The sequence below is a fragment of the Bacillus sp. 37MA genome (genome assembly GCF_000372765.1).
Taxonomy (GTDB): Bacteria; Bacillota; Bacilli; order Bacillales; family Domibacillaceae; genus Domibacillus; species Domibacillus aminovorans.
This window is the reverse complement of record NZ_KB889752.1, coordinates 2,243,072-2,259,345: the sequence shown is the minus strand read 5'-3', so window position 1 is coordinate 2,259,345 and position 16,274 is coordinate 2,243,072. Positions and strand designations below refer to the sequence as shown.

Below are 16,274 nucleotides of genomic sequence, written 5' to 3'. Positions count from 1 at the left end.
GGAGTGAACAATATGCCGGAATTACCGGAAGTAGAAACAGTTCGGCGTACATTAATTGATCTGGCTGCGGGTAAAACAGTCGTTAAAACCGATGTCCGCTGGCCTAAAATCATTAAACGTCCTGAAGAACCGGCGCAGTTTCAAGACGCACTTGCCGGTGAGACAATTCAAAATATCACACGGCGCGGGAAGTTTTTAATTTTCCATCTGGATCATTACACACTCGTCTCCCATTTGCGAATGGAAGGGAAATTCAGTGTAAACGCACAGTCCGAACCGGAAGCACCGCATACGCATGTTGTGTTCACATTTACAGATGGAACACAGCTGCGCTACCGGGACGTACGCAAATTTGGCACGATGCATCTGTTTGAAAAGGGAACGGAAAATGACTTAGCGCCACTTAGCGGTCTGGGCCCCGAACCGTTTGATGTGACATTCACACCAGATTATCTGTACGAGCGGCTGCAGCGGACGTCGCGCCAGGTGAAAACGGCCTTGCTCGATCAAATCATCGTCACTGGGCTTGGCAATATTTATGTGGATGAAGTATTATTTCGTTCGCATATACATCCGCACCGTGTATCGTCTACGATTACAGAAGAAGAAGCGGAGCACATCCATCATTACACAAAAAGCGTGCTCGCTGAAGCGGTTGAACGTGGCGGAAGCACAATTCGAACATACGTGAACAGCCAGGGACAAAAAGGAACATTTCAGGAAGTATTAAACGTATATGGGCGCACCGGTGAAGCGTGTGTGGAATGCAGAGCGGAAATTGTCAAAATAAAAACAGGCGGACGAGGCACGCATATTTGTCTCCAATGTCAGCCGTTGCCGGAGGCTCTGTCATGATTATCGGACTGACTGGCGGCATTGCAAGCGGGAAGAGCACAGTGAGCAATCTATTGAAAGAAAAAGGATTTACAGTTATTGATGCAGATATAGCGGCACGCGTCGTTGTTGAGCCTGGACAACCAGTGCTAGAAAAAATTATTGAAGTGTTTGGTCCGGGTATACGAACATCAGACGGTGCCCTTGATCGTCCGGCATTAGGTAAAATGGTTTTCCGTGATGAGGAAAAACGAAAGCAGTTAAATGAAATCATTCATCCAGCAGTACGTGAATGGATGATTGATCAAAAAGAAAAAGCGATCATAGCCGGTAAAAAAACCATCATTTTAGATATCCCACTTTTATTTGAGAGTGACCTTACTTGGATGGTTGAAAAAACATTGCTCGTTTATGTAGATCCGGAAACACAGATGAAGCGGTTAATGGAGCGAAACAATTACCTAGAAGAGGAAGCGAAAGCGAGAATTCAATCGCAGATGCCAATTGATGAAAAAAGAGCACGGGCAGACGATATTATTAATAATAATGGAACGATAGATGAAACGGAAAATCAAGTAAATAAATGGATTACCCAATTAAGGATACAACCTTGATTGGGTCTTTTTTCGTCCTGATATGATGAAGATGAAAGAAATGATAAAATGGGTCATTTTATTGTTCCATTTTGCGATTAATATGTTATACTAATCTTAAATAATTCAAATATAGAGTATAACATTAAAGCGCAGGGGGACATGAGTTATGACAAAGACGAAAATAGCGATTAATGGATTTGGCCGTATTGGCCGTATGGTGTTCCGTAAGGCGATTTTGGACAATGAACTTGATATTGTAGCGGTAAACGCCAGCTATCCGGCGGAAACGCTTTCACATTTAATTAAATACGATACAAATCACGGGAAGTTTGAGGGAGAGGTACAAACAGAGGAGGACGCACTCATCGTTAATGGCAAACGTGTACAACTGCTTTCAAGCCGCGACCCTCTTGAACTTCCATGGAAGCAACTAGGCATTGACATTGTGATTGAAGCGACAGGTAAATTTAATGCGCGAGAAAAAGCAGCACTTCATCTGGAAGCGGGTGCAAAAAAAGTAGTGCTGACAGCCCCAGGTAAAAATGAAGATGTCACAATTGTCATGGGTGTGAATGAAAATGTACTAGATGTAGAACATCATGATATCATTTCTAACGCCTCATGCACAACAAATTGTTTAGCACCGGTAGTGAAAGTACTTGATGATCAATTTGGCATTGAAAACGGGTTAATGACAACCGTTCATGCTTATACAAATGATCAAAAAAATATTGATAATCCACATAAAGACTTGCGTCGTGCTCGTGCATGTGCACAATCAATTATACCAACATCAACAGGAGCGGCAAAAGCATTATCACTTGTGCTGCCGCATTTGGAAGGCAAACTTCATGGAATGGCACTTCGTGTACCTACGTCTAATGTTTCACTAGTGGACCTCGTTGTTGATGTGAAAAGTCCGGTAACAGTCGAAGAAGTAAATGCGGCATTTATTAGGGCATCACAAAATGAATTGAACGGCATTCTTGATTTCACGCTAGAACCGCTTGTATCGATTGATTATAATACAAATCCATACTCGGCTACGATTGATGGATTAACGACGATGGTAATGGGTGAAACGAAAGTGAAAGTGCTAGCTTGGTATGATAACGAATGGGGCTACTCGTGCCGCATTGTTGATCTTGTCCATTTCGTGGCAGATGAAATGAGAAAAAAAGTGAAGAACTTCGTATAATATAGACGTCGACGGACTCCGACAAATGTCGGGGTTTTTCTATTATATAAAAAATTAAAAGAAACCTGTTGCAAAATATGTCGGCAGATCGTATACTCAATTTTGTGAAATAAGTTCTGCTTAAAGGGTTAGGACCTCTTCGGACTAACTTTCCCCCGTGGCAGTGATCACTTTTACAATTTTTCCAAAAATTTACTTTGTAAAAGGGGGAAACGATCATGGAAACAATGGGTCGTCATGTTATATCAGAATTATGGGGCTGTAATTTTGACAAATTAAACGATATGGAAGTAATCGAGAGAATTTTTGTCGACGCCGCTCTTAAATCAGGTGCGGAAATCCGCGAAGTCGCGTTCCACAAATTTGCTCCGCAGGGAGTAAGTGGAGTCGTCATCATCTCCGAGTCACATTTAACGATTCACAGTTTTCCTGAACATGGATATGCTAGCATTGACGTATATACATGCGGGGATCTTGATCCGAATATTGCTGCGAACTATATTGCAGAAGCACTCGAAGCTGATACACGTGAAACAATTGAACTGCCGCGTGGTATGGGACCAGTGCGTTCACAACTTAAACAAACAGTAAGCGCTATGTAACAAAACGAGATGTATGATCTTCATACATCTCGTTTCTATTTTCATAGTGCCTTTTTTTTAGTATGATAAAGAGTAAAGACAGAAAAATCGGAGTTGATTTGACATGATTTGCCCTGATTGCCGCTATAACGGGACGAAAGTAGTTGATTCACGTCCTGCAGATGAAGGGCATTCCATCCGCCGCCGTCGAGAGTGTGAAGCGTGCGGTTACCGGTTTACGACATTCGAACGGGTAGAGCATATGCCGCTTATTGTCGTTAAAAAAGAAGGAATGCGCGAAGAGTTCAACCGTGACAAAATGCTGCATGGATTAATTAAAGCATGTGAAAAGAGGCCGGTTCCACTTAGCACGCTTGAAAAAATGACAGCTGATATTGAAAGAGATATACGAGCAAAAGGCATTTCGGAAATTCAATCAGAGTGTGTTGGCGAAATGGTGATGGACCGGCTGGCTGACATTGACGAAGTGGCATACGTCCGATTTGCGTCTGTATACCGCCAGTTTAAAGATATTAGCGTCTTTTTAGATGAGCTAAAAGATATTATTAACAAAGAAAAATAAGAACCCGGGAGAAACTACTCCGGGCTTTTTTTCTTCTAGCAGGGAGTGGACAGCATGAATAGACACTGGAATGAAATACAACCTTCAGATGCTTATACGATTTCGATCTCGGGATGCATTGATAGTTTGGAACGGAAAGTAATCACTCTTTTGTATCAACCACTTGTTGGTGCGCAAGCGCTTAGTCTGTACATAACGATGTGTGAGGAAGTAGAAGATGGCAAACTTTCGTCAGGCGGAGCGCCGCATTATCATTTAATGAATACGCTTTGCTGCAACTTGCAACAAATTTATGAAGACAGATTAAAGCTTGAAGGAATCGGTCTCTTAAAAACGTATGTGAAAAAGATAGATGAAAGCCGAGAATTTTTATATGAAATTCAGCAACCTCTTGCACCGGATCAATTTTTTTCGGATGGATTGCTTAATGTGTTTTTATACCGAAAAATTGGAAAACCGCATTTTCTTCGTTTAAAGCATATGTTTTGTGATAAAGAAGTAAAGACAGCTGAATTCCGTGATGTGACCCATGATTTTACGGAAGTGTTTTCAACGGGTTATACAGACAGTCAAGAAGCAGAGAAAGACAGCACCCCGCAGCAGGACAGCCGATTTGCGAGAAAAGGAGAAAGTAGTAGTCCTGTATTAACGGATTCATTTGATTTTTCAGAGCTTGAATTGACATTAAAAGATGCGCTCATTCCAAAGACAGCTTTAACGCCATTTTTAAAAGAAACGATTGAAAAGCTATCCTTTCTCTATGGCATTCAACCGTCCGAAATGAAAAATTTTGTGTTGTCCGCCATCAATGAACAGGACGAAATAGATGTCGAAGAATTACGAAAATCCGCGCGTGATGCGTATCAATTTGAATCAGGCGGACGTTTGCCGGATATGACACCGCGTATTCAAACGGCACCGTCTAGCACTGCTGCACCGGAGCTGAAAACGCAGGAAGAAAAACTTATACATTATTTGGAGACGGTATCGCCACGCCAATTGTTAATCGACATTTCTGGCAGTGTACCGTCAAAAGCGGATATGCAGATCGTGGAGCAAGTGATGCTGCAGTATAAATTAGCACCAGGTGTTGCCAATGTACTAATTCAATATGTTATGCTGAAAACAGATATGAAGCTTTCGAAAAGCTATGTTGATAAAATTGCTTCTCACTGGGCGCGTAAAAAAGTAGCGACAGTACTTGAGGCAATGAATTTGGCGAAAAGCGAGCAGCGTCAATACGACGATTGGGCCCAAAATAAAGATAAGCCGAAAACGACGAAACGAAAAACGACGCGACAGGAAAAATTGCCTGCGTGGTTTACGAATACGAACAAAAAAGAAGAGAAACAAACTGTCGATCAAAGCTTTGAAGAAGAAAAACGAAAACTGGAAGAAGCGTTGAAAAAACGTACAGAAAGGGCGTCCGCCGGTGAAAAAGATTAACGATGCACTTAGGAATATATCAACAGCACCCGGGTTCAATGAACGATATGAACAGATGAAGCGGGAATTGTTGGATGACCTGTTGATCCGTTCATTTATAAAAGAAAACGAATTAAGCAAAACGGACATCGAAAAAGCACTTGTTAAGCTGTATGAATATAAATCGCAAAGTCATAAGTGTGATAAATGCCCATCGCTTAAAGAATGCGTAAATGACGTGATGAATGGCTATGAACCGGAGCTTGTCTTTCGTCACGGAGCAGTAGAGCTTGATTACAAGCGCTGTCCGCGAAAAGTAAGAGATGATGAGATGAAGCATTTACACCGCCATGTAAAAAGTTTATACGTACCAAAAGATGTACTGCAGGCAACATTTACTGAAGTGGATCTCGACAACCGGAGCCGTCTTGATGCAGTGAAGGCGGCAAAAGATTTTGTCGATCAATATGACCTAGAAAATAAACCGAAAGGACTATACATATATGGGCCATTCGGTGTTGGGAAATCATTCTTATTTGGTGCGATTGCGAATGAACTGGCGGAAAAAAATATAGCATCATTGATCGTCTATTTCCCGGAATTTGTAAGAGAGATGAAGCAGTCACTCAATGATCAATCGACCGGTTCGAAAGTGGATGCGGTGAAGTCTGCACCTGTACTGATGATTGATGATATTGGTGCCGAAACGATGTCGAGCTGGATTCGTGATGATATTCTCGGAACCATTTTGCAATACCGCATGCTTGAAGGACTGCCGGTTTTGTTTACATCGAATTTTGACCATGCCGGACTTGAACATCATTTAACGTATTCGCAGCGGGGCGAATCAGAAGCTTTAAAAGCAGCACGCATTATGGAACGTATTAAATATTTGACTGTACCAGTTGAAATGAACGGCGTAAACCGCCGTAAGTAAATCACGCTTGATTTTAGCGTGGGGAGATACTATAATAACGTCATATGAAAAGTGATGACAGGGACACGTTTGATTTGGAACGTCTTCAGAGAGGGGAAGCATCTAGGCTGTAACTTTCCCGGCGCGAACAATCTATTCACCACCCTCGAGCTCTGTTTGTGAACGCAAATTTTTTTGCCAGTAATAAACGGCGGCACCAGACCGTTATCTGACTGCAATGAGCCGGGGAAAATTTCTCGGAAAGTCGGGTGGAACCGCGATTTAAACCTCGCCCCTTCGTAATAGAAGGAGCGGGGTTTTTTGACGTTTTTTAATAATAAGGAGGAAACAATCATGTCGATTCAATTAACATTTCCAGATGGCGCCATAAAGGAATTTCCATCGGGAACAACAATGGAAGATGTCGCGCAGTCGATCAGTCCGGGACTTCGCAAAAAAGCGCTTGCCGGTAAACTATCGGGTACACCGATTGATTTGAAAACACCGATCGAACAGGACGGAGCCATTGAAATTATTACGCCTGACCATGCGGATGCATTGGAAATTCTGCGTCACAGCACAGCGCATTTAATGGCCCAGGCGATTAAGCGTGTATACGGCGCAGACAAAGTAAAGCTTGGTGTAGGTCCGGTTATTGAAGGCGGGTTTTATTACGATATCGACATAGACGAGTCGATCACGCCGGAAGATTTGCCAGTGATTGAAAAAGAAATGAAAAAAATCATCAATGAAAATGTGCCAGTCATTCGTAAAGAAGTCACACGTGATGAAGCGAAGAAATTTTATGAAGAAATCGGCGATGAGTACAAAATTGAGCTTCTTGAGGCGATTCCGGCTGATGAAACGGTTACGCTTTATGAGCAAGGAGATTTCACTGACCTTTGCCGCGGTGTGCACGTACCGTCAACAGGCAAGCTGAAAGAATTTAAATTGTTGAACATTGCCGGTGCATACTGGCGCGGCAATTCCGACAATAAAATGCTTCAGCGCATTTATGGAACAGCCTTTTTCAAAAAGGAAGAGCTCGAGCATCATTTAAAAATGTTGGAAGAAGCAAAAGAGCGTGACCACCGCAAAATTGGGAAAGAACTCGATTTGTTTACAAACTCACAAAAAGTGGGCCAGGGACTTCCGCTTTGGCTGCCAAAAGGCGCGACGATTCGCCGCATTATTGAACGCTATATCGTCGACAAAGAAGTTAGCCTCGGCTATGATCATGTGTACACACCGGTACTTGGCAGCGTGGAGCTGTACAAAACAAGCGGCCACTGGGGGCATTACCAGGATGGCATGTTCCCACTCATGGAAATGGACAACGAGGACCTTGTTCTTCGTCCGATGAACTGCCCACATCATATGATGATTTATAAAAATGATATTCACAGCTATCGTGAGCTGCCGATCCGTATTGCTGAACTTGGCACGATGCACCGCTATGAAATGTCAGGCGCGCTTGCCGGCCTTCAGCGCGTTCGTGGCATGACGTTAAACGACGCACACATTTTCGTTCGTCCGGATCAAATTAAAGATGAACTAAAGCGTGTGGTTGAATTGGTTCTTGCTGTATATGAAGATTTTGATTTAACCGATTACTCATTCCGCTTGTCTTACCGTGACCCGCAGGATACAGAAAAATATTATGACGACGATCAAATGTGGGAGAAAGCGCAGGGCATGCTGAAAGAAGCAATGGATGAGATTGGCATTGACTATGTGGAAGCGGAAGGCGAAGCAGCGTTTTATGGACCAAAGCTTGATGTGCAGGTGAAAACAGCGCTTGGCAAAGAAGAAACACTTTCGACCGTTCAGCTGGATTTCCTCATGCCGGAGCGTTTTGACTTAACATATGTAGGAGAAGACGGCAAACAGCACCGCCCGGTCGTTATCCACCGCGGTGTCGTTTCCACAATGGAACGGTTTGTTGCGTTCTTGATTGAAGAATACAAAGGCGCATTTCCAACGTGGCTGGCACCTGTGCAGGTTCAAATTATTCCGGTATCAAATGAAGTTCATTATGATTATGCGAAACAATTAAAAGATCAATTGAAAGCAGCGGGTATTCGCGTTGAAATGGACAACCGTGAAGAAAAACTCGGCTACAAAATCCGCGAGTCGCAAATGAAGAAAATTCCGTACATGCTCGTTGTGGGCGACAAGGAATTGGAATCCGGTTCTGTCAACGTTCGCAAATATGGCGAACAAGATTCAGATACAATGTCATTTGATGACTTCCGTGACCATGTACAGCAAGAAGGCAAAAGATAAAAATAAAAGTTGTTTTTTTCAGCAGGTAATGGTATTATTTAAAACGTTGGTTCTTTCAATTGCTCTTCTAGACATTTGAGAGAATATATGATACAGTTACTTAGGTGAATAGAACACACGATAAAAGAAAGCAGAAGCGCCCGCTTCTCACCTCGTCTGACAAATTTGTTGGCAGGTTGACATGGTAAATGACAAAGCTATTTAAAAGCTTTTTACTGGCGGGGCATCTACTTCAGATGCCTCGTCTTTTTCATGCAGGCAGCGCTCTGTTTTCCCATGGGAACCCCGTTCTTTTAAAGATACGTGTTTTCTAAAATTACCTGGAGGTGGCTTATTATTAGCAAAGATATGAACTTAAACGAAGGCATCCGTGCCCGTGAAGTACGCCTGATTGATCAAAACGGCGAACAACTCGGCATTAAACAAAAACGTGACGCTCTTGACATTGCAGCACGTGTTAATCTTGATCTTGTGCTTGTTGCACCGAACGCGAAACCACCTGTAGCCCGTATCATGGATTACGGAAAGTTCAAGTTTGAACAGCAGAAGAAAGAGAAGGAAGCCCGCAAAAACCAAAAAATCATCCTATTGAAAGAAGTGCGTCTCAGTCCGACGATTGATGAGCATGATTTCAATACAAAACTTCGCAGTGCAATTAAGTTTTTGGAAAAGGGTGACAAAGTAAAAGCTTCGATCCGATTTAAAGGACGTGCGATTACGCATAAAGAAATCGGCCAACGTGTACTTGACCGCTTTGCAGAAGAGTGTAAGGAAGTTGCGACAGTTGAGTCTAAGCCGAAAATGGATGGCCGTAGTATGTTCCTAATTATGGCGCCGAAAAACGAAAAGTAAACCAGTTTGAGGAGGAAGTCGAAATGCCAAAAATGAAAACTCACCGTGGTTCTGCCAAACGTTTCAAGAAAACAGGTTCGGGTAACCTGAAACGTTCAAAAGCTTATACAAGCCACTTGTTCGCGAATAAATCTACGAAGCAAAAACGTAAATTGCGTAAAAGCACAATGGTTTCTAAAGGCGATTTCAAACGTATTCGTCACATGCTCGACAATCTGTAATAAAATTATGTAACATCATTAGGAGGGAATAGTATGCCACGCGTAAAAGGCGGTACTGTAACACGCAAACGTCGTAAAAAGGTTCTTAAGTTAGCAAAAGGTTATTTCGGTTCGAAACATCGTTTATATAAAGTTGCCAATCAACAAGTCATGAAATCCCTGCAATATGCATACCGGGATCGTCGTAACAAAAAACGTGACTTCCGTAAATTGTGGATTACACGTATTAACGCAGCTGCTCGTATGAACGGTCTTTCTTATAGCCGTTTAATGCACGGTTTGAAACTTGCTGGTATTGAAGTAAACCGCAAAATGCTTGCTGAACTCGCTGTTAGCGATGAAAAAGCATTCACGCAGCTTGCTGATGCAGCTAAAAAACAACTCGGTTAATTGTAACTAAAAAACTGTCCTGAATCTATTTCAGGGCAGTTTTTTAATTTATGTGAAGACTCTATTTTTTACCTTTTCCGTTTAATTTTGATAAAATAAGAAGAGAGGTGCATCGGTGTCGATTTTATTTATGTATTTTATAATGATCAACTTTGTCGCCTACATCGTGATGGCAGGGGATAAACGAAAAGCCCGGCAGAAGAAGTATCGGACGAGTGAACAGACACTCTGGCTGCTGGCGCTGCTAGGAGGTGCACCTGGCAGTTTTGTTGCGATGCAGACACATCGTCATAAAACGAAACATGTGTCGTTTAAATATGGAATACCGGTGCTTGCGGTCATTGATCTCGTCATATTGGGTATAATAGGGGGAGTAATGTGAATATTGAAAAGTTGTTTAATATGCAGCGAGGGCTCGATCGTTACATAGAAGAGGGGCATAATCTGGCAGGTAAAGATTTATTTGATCAAAAAACATTGGCGTTACTCGTTGAAATTGGCGAACTGGCAAATGAAACACGCTGCTTTAAATTTTGGAGTACGAAAGGGCCATCTGAGCGAAACATTATTTTAGAAGAGTTCGTTGATGGGGTCCATTTTATTTTATCGCTCGGGATTATGGCTGGCTTCGATCAAAATAAGCCGGTATTTAAAGCGGGAGCCGTGGATCAGACGAAACAATTCATCCTTGTGATAGAGTCAGTTCATGCGTTCCATAAAGAGAAAACAAAATCGAATTATGAGCAGTTAATGAACCGGTATTTTGCGCTTGGAGACCTGCTCGGATTTTCACCGGATGAAGTGGAAGCAGCGTATGTCGCAAAAAATGAAGTAAATTATGAACGGCAAAAATCAGGTTATTAAAAAAGGGGGCATATTAAAATGAAGAAACTTGATGAAACATTAACGATGTTAAAAGAATTGACAGATGCAAAAGGGATTGCAGGCAATGAGCGTGAAGTGCGTCAAGTCATGCAAAAATACATTGAACCGCACGCTGATGTTGTGACAACAGATGGATTAGGCAGTTTAATCGCGAAAAAAACTGGCAACGGGGACGGGCCGAAGATTATGGTCGCCGGTCACCTCGATGAAGTTGGATTTATGGTGACGCGTGTTGACGAAAAAGGATTTATCCGTTTTCAAACGGTAGGAGGCTGGTGGAGCCAGGTGATGCTGGCACAGCGCGTGACGATTGTGACGAAAAAAGGGGATGTAACAGGTGTCATTGGCTCAAAACCGCCGCATATTTTGCCTCCGGAAGCGCGTAAAAAGCCGGTTGATATAAAAGACATGTTCATTGATATAGGAGCATCAAGCCGTGAGGAAGTAACAGAATGGGGTGTACGTCCAGGCGATATGATCGTTCCCTATTTTGAATTTACGGTTATGAACAATGAGAAAATGCTTCTCGCTAAAGCATGGGACAACCGGATTGGCTGTGCCATTGCGATTGATGTGATGAAATATGTGAAAGATAAGAAGCATGAGAACATTGTATACGGTGTTGGAACGGTACAGGAAGAAGTCGGTTTGCGTGGTGCGAAAACGTCCGCTCATATGATCGAGCCGGATATCGCATTCGGTGTTGACGTCGGCATTGCGGGTGATACCCCGGGCGTGACTGAAAAAGAAGCAATGGGTAAAATGGGCAAAGGCCCGCAAATTATTTTGTATGATGCATCGATGGTATCACATAAAGGACTGCGTGATTTTGTAACAGATACAGCGGATGAACTCGATATTCCGTATCAGTTTGATGCGATGGCGGGCGGCGGAACGGATTCTGGAGAGATTCATAAATCAGCAAATGGTGTGCCAACATTGTCTGTGACAATCGCAACGCGCTATATTCATAGTCACGCGGCGATGCTCCATCGTGATGATTATGAAAATACGGTGAAATTACTCGGTGAAGTTATTCTTCGTCTCGATCGCAATACAGTGAACACGATCACATTTGAAGCATAAGAAAAGCCGCTCACGATACTGTGAGCGGTTCTTTTTTGACTTCTGTTGCAGATTCTTCAATAAATAGCTTGTGCCATTGCATAAAAATAAGCAGAGTCCACAATTTGCGGCTGTTATCTTCTTTTCCTTCAACATGATCGTCAAGTAACTGATGAACGTATGATTTGTTAATTAAATGATCGACTTCACTTTCTTGAATCATCGTACGTGCCCAGTCGTACAGTTCATTTTTCAACCAGACGCGGATTGGCACAGGAAAGCCAAGCTTTTTCCGTTCGAGCACATGATCAGGAACGATGCCTTCAGCAGCTCGTCGAAGTAAGTATTTCGTCGTTTTATTTGATGTTTTGTCTTTTGTGTTTAGGCGGCGGGCCACATCAAATACTTCTTTATCAAGAAATGGAACACGCAATTCAAGCGAATGCGCCATCGTCATTTTATCAGCTTTTAACAAAATATCTCCGCGCAGCCACGTTTGCATATCAATATATTGCATTTTTTCCACATCATCCGATGATTGGCAATCTTTATAATAAGGAGATGTGATATCCGTGTAAGGGACATTCGCGTTGTAATGCTGCATAAATTGCTTTTTTTCACGCTCTAAAAACATTTTCGCATTGCCGACATACCGTTCTTCAATCGATGTACAACCGCGCAATAAATAGTTGCGGCCTTTAAAACCGGCCGGCAGCTTTCGAAATGCTTCTTTCAAACTGGGTTTTAACCCATCCGGCAAGTAGCGGAAAACCGAGAGTGCCTGTGGTTCGCGGTAAATATTGTAGCCGCCAAACAGCTCGTCAGCCCCTTCTCCTGAGAGAACAACCGTTACGTGTTTTTTCGCTTCTCTTGCGACAAAATAAAGAGGAATGGCTGCAGCATCTGCAAGCGGATCATCCATATGCCAGACAATATTTGGAAGTTCTTGTAAGAATTCTTCTGGTGTAATGTTGTACGTATGGTGATGAACACCAATTTTATCCGCCGTCTCAGCTGCAACATCTATTTCACTGTAGCCATCAATCTTAAACCCAACAGAAAACGCATGAAGGTCTGGATTCATTTCTTTTGCAATGGCTGTCGTAATCGACGAATCAATCCCACCTGATAAAAAGCAACCGACCGGAACATCACTGCGCATATGATATTTTACGGAATCATATAAAACATCTTGAATCGCTTTGATCTTTTCCGACTCTGCCTGCATAACCGGCTGGAAAGATGGCTTCCAGTAGCGTTCAATATGCATCGGCTCATTTTTTCGCATTGTAAAACACGTGCCTGGCTCCAGTTTTTGAATCCCTGTGACCATTGTTGTAGGCTCTGGTACATATTGAAACGTTAAATAATGCTGAAATGAATGATCATCGACTTCTTTTTGAGGTAAAAATGCTTGGAAGCTTTTGCTTTCCGATCCAAACAGACAATAGCCATCCTGCTCACTATAGTAAAATGGTTTTATGCCAAACCGGTCACGTGCGCCAAATAATACCTCTTCGTGTTTGTCCCAAATTAAGAAAGAAAACATGCCACGGAGTTTTTCTACAGCGGCACTGCCCCAATGACAGTAAGCAACAAGAAGCACTTCTGTATCCGAGTGTGTATGAAACGTATAACCGAAATCTATCAACTCGTTGCGAAGTTCAATATAGTTATAAATTTCACCGTTAAAAATAATCCAGTAGCGCTCATTTTCATGTGAAAGCGGCTGATGGCCGTTTTCCGTATCAATAATGCTAAGGCGTCTGAAAGCAAATTTCACTGTATCATCACTAAAATATCCTTCATCATCCGGACCTCGATGGAAAATGGAATGATTTGCTTTTTGAATTGTTTCATCATTAAAGATCGTATTTTGATTATGGTGAAATACACCAACAAAACCACACATTATTTTCACCCCGTAGTATATTCGTTTATAAAGAACGAGTATACGCTTTTTTGGATGATTTTGCAAAAAAGTCCTCTTTTCTAAAATAGAAAAGAGGACAAAGTACTACGATTGAAGGGCAGAGGCCATTTTTTGAAGAACCGCTTGTTTTTCATCATTCTGGCTATTTTTCCAGAACAATTCAAACATCACACCGAGACCAGGCAGCGTCTTTTCTTCACCTTGCGCCACTGCATCTTGAATCGTGGCGGACAGCTGATTTTCATTTTGACCGTGTAAATTTTGAATAATCGCATTTCGTAAATTCATTTTATCCCCTCCTTGTTACTCTTATTTTGACCGGAGCGGCTTATGTTATACAGAAAAAATGCTATAATAAATCGACGAAAGGGGATTTGAACGTGAATTATATCCAATCGGCGAACAATCCACACATAAAACAGCTCAAAAAGTTACTGACAAAAAAAGAGCGCGACAAAACGGGGCAATACCTTTTAGAAGGTTTTCATCTCGTCGAAGAAGCGCTTTGTCATAAAGAAATGATCGATGAATTGATTTTTTCAGAAGCAGCAGTCATTCCATCCGCATGGAATACAGATGATCTCGAACTGACGATTGTGTCGCCGGAAGCGGCAGCAAAATTGTCTGATACAGAAAACGGACAGGGTGTCTTTGCAGTGTGCCGGAAATCGGATCAAACCGCACTGCCTGATGGAAGCATGTTTTTATTAATTGACGCTGTACAAGATCCAGGTAATATAGGCACAATGATCCGTACTGCCGATGCGGCAGGCGTTGATGCGGTTGTTCTCGGCGCTGGTACTGCCGATGTGTACAATCCAAAAGTACTCCGTTCTGCGCAGGGAAGCCATTTTCATGTGCCGGTCGTCAGCATAGATTTGGGTCAAGCAGTGCAGCAGCTGAGAGAGCGAGACATCCCCGTTTACGGAACAGCGCTTGATGGTGCATCTGATTACCGTAGTGAATCACCCGGCCCATTTGCGCTGTTAGTCGGCAATGAAGGAAGCGGTGTTCGATCTGAATTGCTGCAAGAAACGACGAAAAACGTGTACATTCCGATTTTTGGCCGAAGTGAATCGCTCAATGTAGCTGTTGCTGCCGGTATTCTTCTATATCATTTTCGGGAAAACAATTGAATTTCAAAAACGGGTTGTCTATAATAATGAGTGTGAATTTGATAATGAAAGGCGATGACGGAGAAAAGTACGCCGCGCCTCTTTTTTTTAGGAAGAAAATGCCTTGACTGAAAGCATTTTTAAAAAGAGACGGCAGAAGTTCACCTCCTGAGCCGGTGCCAGGACCGTTAGACGTAAAGGCACACCGGTTTTAAAAAGCCGTTATCCGAATGAAGTGAATGCGTATATTTATGCGTATTAAAAAGGGTGGTACCGCGATCAAAGCCTCGTCCCTTTCCGGGAACGGGGCTTTTTTTATTTGTCAAAAAAAGGAGGAGTAAACGTGGAACAACAGCTAAAAGAATTGCAAAGTCAGGCGCTTGAAAAAATTGCGGCTGCAGCAAACTTAAAAGAATTAAACGATGTGCGTGTCGCCTATCTCGGCAAAAAAGGGCCGGTGACAGAAGTATTAAAAGGAATGGGTAAGCTTTCGGCAGAAGAACGCCCGAAAATGGGGGCGCTTGTAAATGTAGTACGTGAAACCATTTCGAAAAGTATTGAAGAAAAACAAGAACTGCTTGAAGCAGCAGCGATTGAGCAGCAACTTGCGCAGGAATCAATCGACGTGACACTGCCAGGTCGTCCGGTGAAGCAAGGCAGTCATCATCCATTGACACGTGTTGCAGAAGAGATTGAAGACTTATTTATCGGTATGGGGTACACGGTAGCAGAAGGACCGGAAGTCGAACAGGATTTTTACAATTTTGAAGCGCTCAATTTGCCAAAAGACCATCCGGCACGCGATATGCAAGATACGTTTTACATTACACCGGAACTGTTAATGCGTACGCATACGTCACCGGTGCAAGTAAGAACGATGCAGAAGCACGAAGGCCGCGGCCCAGTCAAGATCATTTGCCCTGGTAAAGTGTATCGCCGTGACAGCGATGACGCGACACATTCACATCAATTCGCACAAATTGAAGGGCTTGTCGTTGGCGAAAACATCCGCATGAGCGACTTGAAGGGTACACTTGATGTGTTTGCGAAAAAAATGTTCGGCGAAGACCGTGAAATTCGTCTCCGTCCAAGCTTTTTCCCGTTCACGGAGCCATCTGTTGAAGTCGATGTGAGCTGCATGTGCGGCGGCAAAGGCTGCTCGATTTGTAAAGGAACAGGCTGGATTGAAGTACTTGGCGCAGGTATGGTGCACCCGAACGTGCTCGAAATGGCCGGTTTTGATTCAAATAAATATACAGGATTTGCATTCGGTATGGGACAGGAGCGCATTGCGATGCTGAAATACGGCATTGATGATATCCGCCATTTTTACACGAATGATCTTCGATTCTTAAAGCAATTTTCAGTACATGAATAAATAAGGAGGAGTATAC

18 protein-coding genes and 2 other annotated features are annotated in these 16,274 nt (G+C 42.8%); of the genes, 16 read left to right on the top strand and 2 right to left on the bottom strand.

Going from position 1 to position 16,274, the window contains the following annotated elements:
• Window positions 1–12 precede the first annotated feature (12 nt).
• From mutM to A3M5_RS0112500, 14 genes are all read left to right on the top strand, one after another.
• On the top strand, window positions 13–855 hold the full coding sequence (gene mutM / locus A3M5_RS0112565) for a DNA-formamidopyrimidine glycosylase (protein WP_018394136.1): 843 nt from the start codon (window positions 13–15) through the stop codon (window positions 853–855).
• A complete protein-coding gene (coaE, locus tag A3M5_RS0112560; RefSeq protein WP_018394135.1) occupies window positions 852–1,448 on the top strand; it encodes a dephospho-CoA kinase in 597 nt (198 codons plus the stop codon). Before mutM ends, coaE begins: the two co-directional genes overlap by 4 nt.
• A gap of 148 nt (window positions 1,449–1,596) precedes the next feature.
• The gene (locus A3M5_RS0112555) at window positions 1,597–2,628 is read left to right on the top strand and encodes a glyceraldehyde-3-phosphate dehydrogenase (protein WP_018394134.1); all 1,032 of its coding nucleotides are present in this window, start codon (window positions 1,597–1,599) and stop codon (window positions 2,626–2,628) included.
• A gap of 218 nt (window positions 2,629–2,846) precedes the next feature.
• The gene (gene speD, locus A3M5_RS0112550) at window positions 2,847–3,230 is read left to right on the top strand and encodes an adenosylmethionine decarboxylase (protein WP_018394133.1); all 384 of its coding nucleotides are present in this window, start codon (window positions 2,847–2,849) and stop codon (window positions 3,228–3,230) included.
• A gap of 103 nt (window positions 3,231–3,333) precedes the next feature.
• Complete coding sequence (nrdR, locus tag A3M5_RS0112545) at window positions 3,334–3,792, top strand: transcriptional regulator NrdR (RefSeq protein WP_018394132.1); 459 nt, start codon at window positions 3,334–3,336, stop codon at window positions 3,790–3,792.
• A gap of 54 nt (window positions 3,793–3,846) precedes the next feature.
• On the top strand, window positions 3,847–5,238 hold the full coding sequence (locus A3M5_RS0112540; RefSeq protein ID WP_018394131.1) for a replication initiation and membrane attachment family protein: 1,392 nt from the start codon (window positions 3,847–3,849) through the stop codon (window positions 5,236–5,238).
• Complete coding sequence (dnaI, locus tag A3M5_RS0112535; protein ID WP_018394130.1) at window positions 5,225–6,154, top strand: primosomal protein DnaI; 930 nt, start codon at window positions 5,225–5,227, stop codon at window positions 6,152–6,154. The genes A3M5_RS0112540 and dnaI overlap by 14 nt, the downstream gene beginning before the upstream one ends.
• Before the next feature lie 333 nt (window positions 6,155–6,487).
• On the top strand, window positions 6,488–8,419 hold the full coding sequence (thrS, locus tag A3M5_RS0112530) for a threonine--tRNA ligase (RefSeq protein ID WP_018394129.1): 1,932 nt from the start codon (window positions 6,488–6,490) through the stop codon (window positions 8,417–8,419).
• 122 nt (window positions 8,420–8,541) lie between these two features.
• Window positions 8,542–8,676: a sequence feature (ribosomal protein L20 leader region), on the top strand.
• Window positions 8,677–8,752: 76 nt separating this feature from the next.
• The gene (gene infC, locus A3M5_RS0112525) at window positions 8,753–9,271 is read left to right on the top strand and encodes a translation initiation factor IF-3 (protein ID WP_196803591.1); all 519 of its coding nucleotides are present in this window, start codon (window positions 8,753–8,755) and stop codon (window positions 9,269–9,271) included.
• A gap of 23 nt (window positions 9,272–9,294) precedes the next feature.
• Entirely contained in the window at window positions 9,295–9,492 is a 198-nt protein-coding gene (rpmI, locus tag A3M5_RS0112520; RefSeq protein ID WP_018394127.1) for a 50S ribosomal protein L35, read from the top strand.
• Window positions 9,493–9,525: 33 nt separating this feature from the next.
• Window positions 9,526–9,882 (top strand): 50S ribosomal protein L20, encoded by a 357-nt coding sequence (gene rplT / locus A3M5_RS0112515; RefSeq protein WP_018394126.1) that lies wholly within the window; start codon window positions 9,526–9,528, stop codon window positions 9,880–9,882.
• A gap of 130 nt (window positions 9,883–10,012) precedes the next feature.
• On the top strand, window positions 10,013–10,264 hold the full coding sequence (locus tag A3M5_RS0112510; RefSeq protein WP_034286817.1) for a DUF1294 domain-containing protein: 252 nt from the start codon (window positions 10,013–10,015) through the stop codon (window positions 10,262–10,264).
• Complete coding sequence (locus tag A3M5_RS0112505) at window positions 10,261–10,746, top strand: dUTP diphosphatase (protein ID WP_018394124.1); 486 nt, start codon at window positions 10,261–10,263, stop codon at window positions 10,744–10,746. The genes A3M5_RS0112510 and A3M5_RS0112505 overlap by 4 nt, the downstream gene beginning before the upstream one ends.
• 18 nt (window positions 10,747–10,764) lie before the next feature.
• Complete coding sequence (locus A3M5_RS0112500; protein ID WP_018394123.1) at window positions 10,765–11,853, top strand: M42 family metallopeptidase; 1,089 nt, start codon at window positions 10,765–10,767, stop codon at window positions 11,851–11,853.
• Between the two features lie 10 nt (window positions 11,854–11,863).
• Here A3M5_RS0112500 and asnB read toward each other — a convergent pair whose 3' ends face one another.
• Complete coding sequence (asnB, locus tag A3M5_RS0112495) at window positions 11,864–13,744, bottom strand: asparagine synthase (glutamine-hydrolyzing) (protein WP_026221713.1); 1,881 nt, start codon at window positions 13,742–13,744, stop codon at window positions 11,864–11,866.
• 105 nt (window positions 13,745–13,849) lie between these two features.
• A complete protein-coding gene (gene sspI / locus A3M5_RS0112490; RefSeq protein WP_018394121.1) occupies window positions 13,850–14,053 on the bottom strand; it encodes a small acid-soluble spore protein SspI in 204 nt (67 codons plus the stop codon).
• 92 nt (window positions 14,054–14,145) lie between these two features.
• Between sspI and A3M5_RS0112485 the strand changes: the two genes are divergently transcribed.
• Window positions 14,146–14,901, top strand: a complete 756-nt coding sequence (locus A3M5_RS0112485) for a TrmH family RNA methyltransferase (protein ID WP_018394120.1) — start codon at window positions 14,146–14,148, stop codon at window positions 14,899–14,901.
• A gap of 45 nt (window positions 14,902–14,946) precedes the next feature.
• Window positions 14,947–15,178: a binding site (T-box leader), on the top strand.
• 45 nt (window positions 15,179–15,223) lie between these two features.
• Window positions 15,224–16,258, top strand: coding sequence for a phenylalanine--tRNA ligase subunit alpha (pheS, locus tag A3M5_RS0112480; RefSeq protein ID WP_018394119.1), 1,035 nt, complete (start codon window positions 15,224–15,226; stop codon window positions 16,256–16,258).
• The last annotated feature ends 16 nt before the right edge of the window (window positions 16,259–16,274 follow it).